The organism is Butyricicoccus sp., from assembly GCF_050872565.1.
Classification (GTDB): domain Bacteria; phylum Bacillota; class Clostridia; order Oscillospirales; family Butyricicoccaceae; genus Butyricicoccus_A.
Genome location: NZ_JBNMHC010000031.1, coordinates 1 through 11,628 on the forward strand (window position 1 = coordinate 1; position 11,628 = coordinate 11,628).

The following is an 11,628-nucleotide window of genomic DNA, read 5'->3' on the forward strand; positions in this document are numbered from 1 at the left end:
GAACTGATCGAAGCGATGTGGCTGTACGACGTAGAGCCGGATGATATTGATATTGTTGTGCACAGAGAGAGCATTGTGCATTCCGCTGTCGAATTTGAAGACGGCTCTGTCATTGCCCAGATGGGCAATCCGGATATGCGTTTGCCGATTCAGTATGCCCTGACCTATCCGGAGCGCGTACCGTGCAAGGTGCCGCCGCTGGATTTGCCGCGCAGACACAATTTGACGTTCTTTGCGCCGGATGAAGAGGCGTTCCCAACATTGGGACTGGCGCGCCGCGCGGCAGCTGCCCGCGGCAATCTCGGTGCGATTATGAACGGCGCAAACGAGGCGGCAGTCGATTTGTTCCTGCACGATAAGATTCCGTTCTATCGCATTCCGGAGCTGGTACAGGCGGCGATGGACGAAGTCGAGTACTTGCCGGAGATTACCATTGAGGACGTTTTGGCAAGTGACCGCGCAGCCCGTGAGATTGTCAAGGGACTGTTGCTGTCTTAAATTTGGCTCGTAAGAGGTGTTTCTTTGACCATTTTGACTGTAATTTTAGCGATTTTGGCGTTTGGCTGTCTGGTCATCGTCCATGAATTCGGGCATTTTATGGCGGCAAAGGCTGCCGGTGTGCATGTGCTCGAATTTTGGGTCGGCATGGGACCGGCCTTCGCGCATAAGAAAATCGGTGAGACGGATTTTAAGCTGTGTATCCTGCCGTTTGGCGGTGCCTGCGTCATGGAAGGCGAGGACACGGAACAGGATCAGCCGGGCACATTGGCGGGTGCGCCGATTGGCTGGCGGGCACTGATTCTTGCCGCCGGTGCGCTGATGAATTTCCTGTTAGGCTTTCTCATCGTACTGGTGCTTTTGCTGCCGCAGACCGAAGGCACAGAGCCGGTGATTCAAGGCTTTGCGGATGGTTTTCCATCGCAGGGCGAGAGTATGCTGATGGAAGGCGACCGCATTCTCAGCATTGACGGCTATCGCGTGCTGCTGACTTCGGATGTCACAACAGGACTGAGCCTTGGCGCAGACACCAGTTATGACATTGTCGTGCAGCGTAACGGCGAAAAGAAAGAGCTGCACAATGTCAAGCTGGAACCGGCGGAATACGATGGTGTACAGCGGTACGGCGTGGATTTCACCGTGACCAAGCTGACGATAGTAGATAAAGTAAAAAATGCCGTGTATCGGTCGTATGACTACGCGCGGCTCGTGTGGATCAGCCTAAAGCAGCTGGTCAGCGGGCAGGTAGGCATTGACCAGATGTCCGGACCGGTCGGCGTGACCGATGTGCTTGTGCAGACGGCGCAGAGCAGCATGACGAGCTTTTTCCTGCTCATCGCGTTCATCTCTATTAACTTGGGCGTGATGAATCTGCTGCCGCTTCCGGCACTGGACGGCGGACGGCTGCTGTTTGTGCTCATTGAATTGATTGCGCGTAAGCCGGTTCCGCGAAAATACGAAGGCTATATTCATTTTGGAGGATTCGCTGTTCTGATGCTTCTCATGGTCTATGTGACTTGGCAGGATATTCTGCGGCTACTCGGTGCAGCGTAAGATACGAGATAGAAAGGAAGAGGAGTATGAAAACAAAACAGATTTTGGTCGGCAATGTGCCGGTTGGCGGCGGCGCACCGATTGCTGTGCAGTCGATGACCAATACAGACACCCGCGATGCACAGGCAACTCTGGCACAGATTGAGCGGCTGGCATCCACTGGCTGTCATATTGTTCGCTGCACGGTGCCGGATATGGCTGCTGCTGAGGCGATGAAAACCATCTGTGCCAATTCTCCGATTCCGGTCGTAGCGGATATTCATTTTGATTATCGGCTGGCACTTGCTTCTGCGGAAGCAGGTGTCAGTGCGATTCGCATCAATCCGGGCAATATTGGCGCGGAAGAGCGCGTCAAGGCTGTTGCTGAGGCATGTAAGGCGAAGCATATTCCGATTCGCATCGGTGTCAATTCCGGCTCGATTGAGAAGCATATCTTGGAAAAATACGGTTCTCCGACGCCGGAAGCCATGGTAGAGAGTGCACTGTATCATGTATCGCTGCTCAACAAGTACGATTTTGATGATATTTGCATTTCCCTCAAATCGTCCAGTGTGCCGACAACGATGCAGGCATACCAGCTCATGCACGAAAAGACCAATTATCCGCTGCATCTGGGTGTCACAGAGGCAGGAACCGAGTACATGGGAACCATCAAGTCTGCGGCAGGCATCGGCGGTCTGCTGGCACTGGGCATCGGCGACACGATTCGCGTTTCGCTGACCGCAGATCCGGTACATGAGATCACAGCAGCCTATGCGATTTTGAAGGCAGTCGGTCTCAATGATACCGGCGTAAACATTGTATCCTGCCCGACCTGCGGCCGTACCAAAATTGATTTGATTGGCATTGCCAATGAGGTAGAACGCCGCGTTGCCGGACTGGATGCCAAGCTGAAAGTCGCTGTGATGGGCTGTGTTGTCAATGGCCCCGGCGAAGCGCGCGAAGCGGATATTGGCATTGCGGGCGGTGACGGTGTCGGTATGATTTTCCGTCACGGTGAGATTTTGCGCAAGGTGCCGCAGGAACAGCTGGTAGATGAACTGATGAAAGAAATTCATGCGATCATAAAGGAGCAAGGATAAGATTTGACCACACTGGGAGATCTGTTTGAACGATATGAAAGCAAAGATCACGGAGCATACCTCACAAACGGAGAGGTATGCTCCGTTGTGGTGAGCCATGATAGACGCGCCGTGCTGTGTCGTGTCCAGTTTGACGACATTGTGCCGAGAAAGGCATTGTTTGACATGGAGAAAGGCATTCGCTCCGTGTACGGTCTGTCGCGCGTGCGCATTGCGCCGCGCTATCAGCTCAAAACCTTGACAGAGCCATATGTCGACAGCTTGAAAGACTATCTGGTTCTGCGCAAGCCGTCGGCACAGGGATATTTGACCGACAGCAAATGGGATATGACGGCAGACGGTCTGACGGTCTCCATGCTGGGAAGCGGCGTGGAGTATCTCGCGCATGACCTGCGGCAGCTGCCGGAAATGATTCGCACAGAGACCGGCTTGACCTGTGCGGTCAATACAGAGACCTCCAATGAAGAAACCGAATTGCGCTTGGCGCAAAAGACGGAACAGGGCAGAGAAGACATGCTCAAACAGCTGATGCACGCGCAGCCCGCACAGGAAAAGAAAGAAAAGCCCAAGAAAAAGCCGGTTCGTGCGGACAAGGGCGAAGTGCACTACAACCGCAAGGCATTTGCCATCAAGAAAGATGAAAATCTGCTGTACGGCAGATTGGTGGATCAGCCGGTTGTATCCATTCAGGAAGCACTGCACGCAGTAGACAGTGCGACCATTCGCGGCGAGGTCTTTTTGGTGGAGACCCGCGAAATCAAGAGCAAGAACACCGGCAAGGAATGGGTCAAAGTCGGCTTTGACATCACGGATTTACACGGTTCAATGCGTGTGAGCAAGTTCCTTGCCAAGGAAAAGGCTGGCGAATATATCGACCTCATCACAGAGGGTATGTATCTGACGGTACAGGGCAAAGTCAGCTTTGATAACTTTGAAAAAGAAACCATCATGGAGCCGACAGGCATCGTGTTGAGTAAGAAAAAGATGCGCATGGACACCGCAGAGAAAAAGCGTGTCGAGCTGCATCTGCATACCAATATGTCTGCGATGGACGGTATGTCCACGACAAAATCTCTGATGCAGAGAGCCAAGCTGTGGGGACATACGGCCATGGCAATTACCGACCATGGTGTGGCGCAGGCCTTTCCGGAAGCCATGCACGCCATTGAGCGAAACGGCATTGATTTGAAGATTTTGTACGGCGTCGAGGCGTATTATGTCAATGATTCCGGCAATGTATCCGTTGTCAAGGGCAAATATGATGCGCCGCTTGATGAAACGTTTGTCTGCTTTGACACGGAGACTACCGGTCTCAAGCCGACAGAGGAAGAAATGACGGAGATTGCAGCGGTCAAGGTGCGCAATGGCGAGGTACTGGAAGAATTCCAGACCTATGTCAATCCGCACAAGCCGATTCCGGAGAATATTACCGAGTTGACGGGCATTTCCGATGAGACCGTCAAGGACGCACCGGAGCTTTCTGAAGCCCTGCCGAAATTCTTGGAATTTGCGGGAGATTTGCCGCTTGTCGCGCACAATGCGGGCTTTGATATGGCGTTTATCAACCGTGCCTGTGAACGGCTGGGCATCGAGCGGGAATTTACATCCATTGATACAGTGGAAATGAGTAAGATTCTGTTTCCGGACATGAAACGGCACAAGCTGGATGTCATGGCGAAGAAGCTCAAAGTTGGCCCATTCGATCACCACAGAGCGAGCGAAGATGCCGCAGTTTTGGGCAGAATTTTTATCAAGCTGCTGGAAAAGATGCGGGATGAGCTGCACGCGACCAAGATTTCCGACATCAATCCGCTGCTGGCGGGACTCAAAGCCAAGACCGGCAGCCTGAAGAATCTGCGCCGCTATCATTTTATTATTCTGGCAAAAAATCAAGTGGGACTGAAAAATCTGTACAAGCTGATTTCCTATTCCAATCTGAAATACTTTAACAAAAAGCCGATCATGCCGCGCAGTGAGCTGATTCGTCACAGAGAAGGCTTGATTTTCGGCTCTGCCTGTGAGGCAGGCGAGCTGTTTTCCGAGATGGTACACGGCGCATCGCATGAAGATCTGCTCAAAATTGCCGATTTTTATGACTATTTGGAAATTCAGCCGATTGGCAACAACCAATTTATGATTGCCAACGGCACAGCTAAGGATGAAGAAGAGCTGCGCGATTACAACCGCAAGATTTTGGCGATTGCAGACGAGCTGGGCAAGCCGTGTGTGGCGACCGGCGACGTGCATTTCTTGGAGCCGGAGGACGAAGCGTTCCGACGGATTCTCATGGCGGGCATGGGCTTCAAAGACGCAGACAATCAGGCACCGCTGTACCTCAAGACGACGGATGAAATGCTGGAAGAGTTTTCGTATTTGGGCGAAGACCGCGCGATGGAAGTCGTTGTCACAAACACGAATATGATTGCGGACTGGTGCGACACGCTGCGGCCTGTGCCGCGGGAAAACTATCCGCCGAAGATGGAGAACTCCGCCGAGGACTTGGAGCGCATGTGCTACGAAAAGGCCAAGCGCATGTACGGCGATCCGCTGCCGGAAAAGGTCAAGGCGCGTTTGGAACGCGAATTGGGTTCCATTATCGGCAACGGATACGATGTAATGTATATGATTGCGCAGAAACTTGTGGCAAAATCGCTGCAGGATGGCTATCTGGTTGGCTCCCGTGGTTCTGTCGGCTCGTCGCTGGTTGCGTTTATGTCGGACATCACCGAGGTAAATTCTCTCGCGCCGCATTATCTGTGCCCGAAATGCCATTATATCGAATGGCACGAAAATGAGGGCTTTGGCTGCGGCGCGGATATGCCGCACAAGACCTGTCCAAAGTGCGGAGAACCGCTCAATCAAGAGGGATTTTCCATTCCGTTTGAGACATTCTTGGGCTTTAACGGCGATAAAGTGCCGGATATTGACTTGAACTTTTCCGGCGAATATCAGCCGACCATTCACTGGTATACCGGTGAGCTGTTCGGTCATGACCACGTATTCCGCGCGGGTACGATTGGTACCGTTGCGGAAAAAACCGCATACGGCTATGTCAAAAAGTACATGGCGGAGCGCGACATGGAAGTGGGACGCGCAGAGGAAAATCGACTGGTCAAGGGCTGCACAGGCATCCGCAGAAATACCGGCCAGCATCCGGGCGGCATTGTTGTCGTGCCGAAAGAAGTAGATATTTACGATTTCTGTCCGGTGCAGCATCCGGCGGATGATCCGAATTCAGAGATTATCACGACGCATTTTGAGTATCATTCCATTGACGAGAACCTGCTCAAGCTGGACGAGCTGGGACACGATGACCCGACGATTATCAAGCACATGGAAAACATGACCGGCGTTGTCGCGCAGAACATTCCGCTCGGTGATCCGGAGACCATGAGTCTGTTTACGTCCAACAAGGCGTTGAAATATGTCTCAGACGAACCAGACCCGATTTTGGGCGACATCGGCTGTATTGCCGTGCCGGAGTTTGGTACGAAATTCGTGCGCGGCATGGTAAAGGAGACCAAACCGACGACATTTGACGAATTGTTCTGTATTTCCGGTCTGTCGCACGGCACGGATGTATGGCTGGGCAATGCACAGGACTTGGTACATGACGGCATTCCGCTGAAAGAATGCATTTGCTGCCGAGATGATATTATGAACTATCTGATTGGCAAGGGGGTAGACCCGAAATTGAGCTTCCAGACGATGGAGTCCGTGCGTAAAGGCAAGGGCTTGAAGCCGGAGATGGAAGAAGCGATGAAAAAACAGAATGTGCCGGATTGGTATATTGATTCGTGTAAGAAAATCAAGTACATGTTCCCGAAGGCACATGCGGTTGCGTATGTTATTATGGCGTATCGCATTGCTTGGTTTAAGGTGCATAAGCCGTTGGCGTTCTATTCTGCGTATTTTTCTATTCGTGCAAAGGCATTTGATGCGTCCTGTATGGTACTGGGAGATAAGGTCTGCTTGGATAAAATCCATGAATTGCAGGCAAAAGAACGCGATAAGACCATTTCTGCGGTAGAAAAAGATATGATGACCACATTGGAAGTCGTTCATGAATTTTATCACAGAGGATTTGTCTTTGAACCGATGGACATTTATAAATCTGAGGCGACACAGTTTGTCATCACAGAAAAGGGTCTGATTCCGCCGTTCTCGTCAATGCCGGGCGTCGGTGAACAGGCTGCACAGGCAATTGTCGAAGAACGCAAAAATGGCCCGTTCCTGTCGCAGGAGGAAATCGTTGTGCGCTGCTCTCGCGTGTCGAAGAGCGTTGTCGAAACGCTGGCAAGCATCGGCGCACTGTCCGAAATGCCGACGAGTACACAGGTGTCGCTGTTTTGAGAAAGATAAAAGAAAAATCAAAAAAGTGTAAGATTTTGCTTTCTTTTCCGTAACATTTCCAAGAAGTCTTGACATACCAAACTAGTCGTGTTATCATGTTAACGCGCTAAAGTGATAAAACAATAAACATTATATTTAGGGGTTAGATAGTATGAATCAGTATGCAATCTCCACGCCGGAGGGCACCCGCGACCGTTTATTCGCGGCAACTCGTATGTTCCGGCAGAATGAGAAGAGAATCCGAGATCTGTTTGAAGCACGCGGTTATGATGAAATCATCACACCGTCGCTGGAATACTATGATGTATTCACACAGGCAGGTTCGTCCATCGGACAGGAAAAAATGTACAAGCTGACCGACCGCAATGGCAGACTGCTTGTGCTGCGTCCGGATAACACCACACCGATTGCACGTGTGGTTACGACCAAGCTCAATGATGATGTGCTTCCGCTGCGTCTGTATTATATGCAGAAGGTACACCGCGCAAGCTCGTTCCACCGCGGACATTCTACCGAAGTGATGCAGGCAGGCGCAGAGCTGCTCGGCGCACGCGGCATGATGGCAGATATTGATATTCTGACCACCGCATTTGCTGCTCTGGCAGCGGTTCGCGGCGAGACCTTCCGCATTGAGCTGAGCTATGCAGCCATTTATAAGGAACTGATTCAGTCGCTCAACGTTGATGCAGAGACCGCAGAGCGCATTCGTTCCAATATCGAGAATAAGTCCTATGCGGCACTGGGCGATGAGCTGGAGCCGTATCAGGATCGAGAGGCATATCGTGCCCTCAAGGCAATGCCGAATCTGTTCGGCGGCAGCGAAGTACTCGATGAGCTGGCAAGCCTGACCGACAATCCGGGTGTTCTCAAGGCAGTAGCTTACCTGAAGGATTTGATTGCAGCGATTACCAACGCAGGCTATGGCGAAAACGTCATGATTGACTTGGGTCTGGTACAGGAGATTGACTACTATACCGGTCTGATGTTCCGCGGTTATATGGGCGGCGCAGGCTCTCCGGTGCTGGCGGGCGGCAGATACGACAATCTGTGCGCGAAGTTCGGCAGAGATATTCCGGCAACCGGCTTTGCTATCGACATTGATGCGCTGTCGGAATCGGTTGACCTCAAGAAAAAGGTCATTCCGCAGGAGCTGGTATTCTGCGAGAGAAGCGATCTCAAGAGCGCACTCAATTACATCAATACAAACAGTGAATTGGCAGCGCTGGCACCGTGCGACACCGAAAAGGAAGCCATGGAGCTGGCAAAGAAAAAGGGCTATCGCACCCTCGTGATTTTCCGTGATGGTGCTGTGAAGGAAGTAGAGGTACAGGCATGACTCCAGATAATATCATTCGTATCGCTCTGACAAAGGGCAGATTGGAAAAGAAGACCCTGGAGCTGCTGGAGCATTCCGGCTATGATGTCAGCGAACTGCGCTCCGGTTCCCGCAAGCTTATCTTCCGCCTGCCGAATTCTAACATTGAACTCGTGCTGTCCAAGGCGGCTGACGTTATCACCTATGTCGAGCACGGCGTGTGCGATATGGGCGTCGTCGGCAAGGATACCATTATGGAAAAGGGCGGCTCGTTCTATGAGACCTTGGATCTGGGCTTCGGCAAGTGCCGCTTCTGCCTGTGCGGCAAGAAGGGTGAGGATTTCTATGCTGGGTATCACACCAGAACCATTGCGTCCAAGTATCCGAAAGTAACGCGCGATTTCTTCTCCCGCAAGAACATGGATGTCAATATCATTAAGATTGAGGGCAGCGTCGAGCTGGCTCCGCTGCTCGGTCTTGCCGATGCCATTGTCGATATTGTTGAGACCGGCACGACCCTGAAGGAAAATGGTCTGGAGCCGTATGAGACCGTTGCACCGATCAGCGCGCGTGTCATTGTCAATCTGGCGAGCATGAAGCTGAAGAAGCAGCAGATTCAGGAGCTGACTGACCAGCTGCAAGAAGGTCTGAAGGCAAAGGACGAGGCCAAGAAGGCAGAAAAGAAGCAGGACAACAAATAAGTACGGGAGGAAGCAAGACATGATTAAATTACCGGAAAAGCTGGCAAGCATGACCCCGTATGATCCGTGCGAGGATGTCTATCAGATTAAGCTGGATGCCAACGAGAGCTATTTCTCCCTGCCGGAGGAACTGCGCGATGCCATCGCAGCCAGCATTGATACCATTGATTTCAATCGCTATCCTGACCCGACGGTGGCAGATGTCCGCCGTCTGGCAGGCAGAGAATTCCGCATTGCACCGGGCAATATTGTTGTCGGCAATGGTTCAGATGAACTGATTTCTCTGATTATGAATACCTTTGCGCCGCGCGGCGGCAAGGTCATGGTTTTGTCTCCGGACTTCTCCATGTATCAGTTTTATGCAGAAGTTGCAGAGCTGGAGGTCGTCAATATGCTCAAGGACGGCGAATTTATGCTGACCGAGCAGGAGGTTATTGACCGCGCCAAGGCAGAAAAGCCGGATATTTTGATTTTCTCCAATCCGTGCAATCCGGGCGGTCAGGGCTTTGACCATGGCGAAGCAGTCCGCATCTGCATGGCTCTGGAAGACACGCTGGTCGTTGTCGATGAGGCGTACATGGACTTCTGGGATCAGAGCATTCTCGACTGTTCTACAGCGTTGGAAAACGTCCTCGTGATGAAAACGCTGTCCAAGGCGTTTGGCTGTGCAGCCCTGCGCTGCGGCTTTATTATCGGTTATAAAGACCTGATTGACCAGCTCAATAAGACGCGCTCTCCGTATAACATCAATACGATGACACAGCTCGCTGCCTGCATTGTGCTGGAAGATACCAGCTGGCAGAAGGAGCAGTGCAAGCAGCTGATTGCCCGCAAGGAAGAGCTGGAACAGGCGTGCCAGAAGCTGGCGGAGAAATACGGCGTGTTTACCGTTTTGCCGACACATACCAATTTTGCGGTTTTGCGCACGGACAAGTGCTCGGAGATTTTTGAAGAGCTGAAAAAGCGCAGCATTTGCGTGCGCTGCTTCCCGAAATTCCAGATGCTTCGCATTACGACCGGCAGCGAGCAGGAAAATGCAACCCTGCTGACCGAGCTGGAAGACATCTGCGCTGAGCTGCAGGCATAAAAGGAGAACACGATGGGATACATTGGAATCGTTGATTATGGCGCAGGAAATCTCATGAGCGTATCCAACTCGTTGAATTTTCTTGGGCTGGAAAATAAAATTGTCACCACACCGGAGCTGATGGAACAGGCGTCCGGCATTATCCTGCCGGGTGTCGGTGCGTTTCCGGATGCCATGCAGGCACTGGAGGAATCCGGTCTCACGCAGTCGCTGATTCAGGCTGCCAAGACAAAGCCGTTTTTGGGCATTTGCCTCGGCGCACAGATGTTGTTTGAGGAGAGTGACGAAATTCATCCGACAAAGGGTCTGGGCTTGCTGCCGGGCCGCGTACAGAAAATAGAAACCGATCTCAAGCTGCCGCAGATTGGCTGGAACAGCTTGCAGTATCACAAGCAGGATCCGCTGCTGGCGGGCGTGCCGGAAGGCGCGTATGTGTACTTTGTGCACACGTTTAAGATGTGCCCGTCGGATACCAAGGACTTGATTGCAACCTGTGATTACAACGATCAAGTCACAGCATTGGTTGGACGCGGACAGATGTATGGCAGTCAGTTCCATCCAGAAAAGAGCGGAGAGGTCGGCATGACGATCCTGCGCAACTTCGGAAACATGGTAGGAGGGGCAGAATGAGAATTTTACCTGCAATTGACCTGCACGATCAGATGTGTGTCCGTCTGGTCAAAGGCGATTACGCAACCGCACACAAGGTTGCAGAGGATGCAGTAGATACCGCAAAGGCATTTTTGGCGGCAGGTGCCGAGCAGATTCACATGGTGGATTTGGACGGCGCAAAGGATGGCACGCATCCGAACTATCCGGTCGTTCGCCGCGTCATTGAGCAGACCGGCGCAGCTGTTGAGCTGGGCGGCGGCATCCGCACCATGGAGGATGTCGAGCGCGTGCTGGAGCTGGGCGTCAAGCGCGTCATTATCGGCTCTGCGGCGGTGAAGAATCCGGAATTTGTCAAGGAAGCCTGCGAGAAATACGGTGATAAAATTGCTGTCGGCATTGATGCGCTGCACGGCACCGTTCGTACCGAGGGCTGGATCAAGGACAGCGGCACGGATTACATTGCTTTTGCCAAGCTGATGGAGTCTTACGGCGTCAAGACCATCATCTTTACGGATATTGATAAGGACGGTATGCTGTCTGGTCCGAACTTTGCTCAGTTGCAGGCACTGCGCGATGCCGTTTCCTGCGGCATTGTGGCATCCGGCGGCGTTTCTACACTGGAAGACATTGCAAAACTGCGCGACATGGGCATTGAAGAAGCCATTGCCGGTAAAGCGGTTTATACCGGTCAGCTGGATGTCAAGCAGGCAATTGCTGTGGCAGCAGGGGAGGCGTAACGATGCTCGCAAAACGTATTATCCCTTGCTTGGATGTCAATGATGGCCGCGTGGTCAAGGGCGTCAACTTTGTCAATCTGCGCGATGCAGGCGATCCGGTAGAACTGGCAACCTTTTATTCGCAGCAGGGCGCGGATGAGATTGTCTTTTTGGACATTACAGCGACCTATGAGAACCGCCAGACCATTGC

9 protein-coding genes and 1 pseudogene are annotated in these 11,628 nt (G+C 52.2%); all 10 read left to right on the forward strand.

Annotated features, from left to right (window positions below):
- Positions 1–498: pseudogene (locus ACR0P9_RS02645) on the forward strand (1-deoxy-D-xylulose-5-phosphate reductoisomerase); the annotation flags it as partial.
- 24 nt (positions 499–522) lie between these two features.
- On the forward strand, positions 523–1,551 hold the full coding sequence (rseP, locus tag ACR0P9_RS02650; protein WP_432617301.1) for an RIP metalloprotease RseP: 1,029 nt from the start codon (positions 523–525) through the stop codon (positions 1,549–1,551).
- Between the two features lie 26 nt (positions 1,552–1,577).
- Positions 1,578–2,633: a flavodoxin-dependent (E)-4-hydroxy-3-methylbut-2-enyl-diphosphate synthase gene (gene ispG / locus ACR0P9_RS02655; RefSeq protein WP_432617302.1), complete on the forward strand. Its 1,056-nt coding sequence runs from the start codon at positions 1,578–1,580 to the stop codon at positions 2,631–2,633.
- A gap of 3 nt (positions 2,634–2,636) precedes the next feature.
- Positions 2,637–6,986 carry a PolC-type DNA polymerase III gene (locus ACR0P9_RS02660; RefSeq protein WP_432617303.1) on the forward strand — a complete coding sequence of 1,450 codons (4,350 nt, stop codon included), beginning with the start codon at positions 2,637–2,639 and terminating at the stop codon, positions 6,984–6,986.
- 151 nt (positions 6,987–7,137) lie between these two features.
- Positions 7,138–8,322, forward strand: coding sequence for an ATP phosphoribosyltransferase regulatory subunit (hisZ, locus tag ACR0P9_RS02665; protein WP_432617304.1), 1,185 nt, complete (start codon positions 7,138–7,140; stop codon positions 8,320–8,322).
- Positions 8,319–9,002, forward strand: a complete 684-nt coding sequence (gene hisG / locus ACR0P9_RS02670) for an ATP phosphoribosyltransferase (RefSeq protein ID WP_432617305.1) — start codon at positions 8,319–8,321, stop codon at positions 9,000–9,002. The genes hisZ and hisG overlap by 4 nt, the downstream gene beginning before the upstream one ends.
- Before the next feature lie 19 nt (positions 9,003–9,021).
- Positions 9,022–10,089: a pyridoxal phosphate-dependent aminotransferase gene (locus ACR0P9_RS02675; RefSeq protein WP_432617306.1), complete on the forward strand. Its 1,068-nt coding sequence runs from the start codon at positions 9,022–9,024 to the stop codon at positions 10,087–10,089.
- Between the two features lie 12 nt (positions 10,090–10,101).
- Positions 10,102–10,719, forward strand: a complete 618-nt coding sequence (hisH, locus tag ACR0P9_RS02680) for an imidazole glycerol phosphate synthase subunit HisH (RefSeq protein WP_432617307.1) — start codon at positions 10,102–10,104, stop codon at positions 10,717–10,719.
- On the forward strand, positions 10,716–11,438 hold the full coding sequence (gene hisA / locus ACR0P9_RS02685) for a 1-(5-phosphoribosyl)-5-[(5-phosphoribosylamino)methylideneamino]imidazole-4-carboxamide isomerase (protein ID WP_432617308.1): 723 nt from the start codon (positions 10,716–10,718) through the stop codon (positions 11,436–11,438). Before hisH ends, hisA begins: the two co-directional genes overlap by 4 nt.
- Before the next feature lie 2 nt (positions 11,439–11,440).
- The coding region (locus tag ACR0P9_RS02690) for a HisA/HisF-related TIM barrel protein (protein ID WP_432617309.1) at positions 11,441–11,628 on the forward strand (188 nt) is incomplete at its 3' end.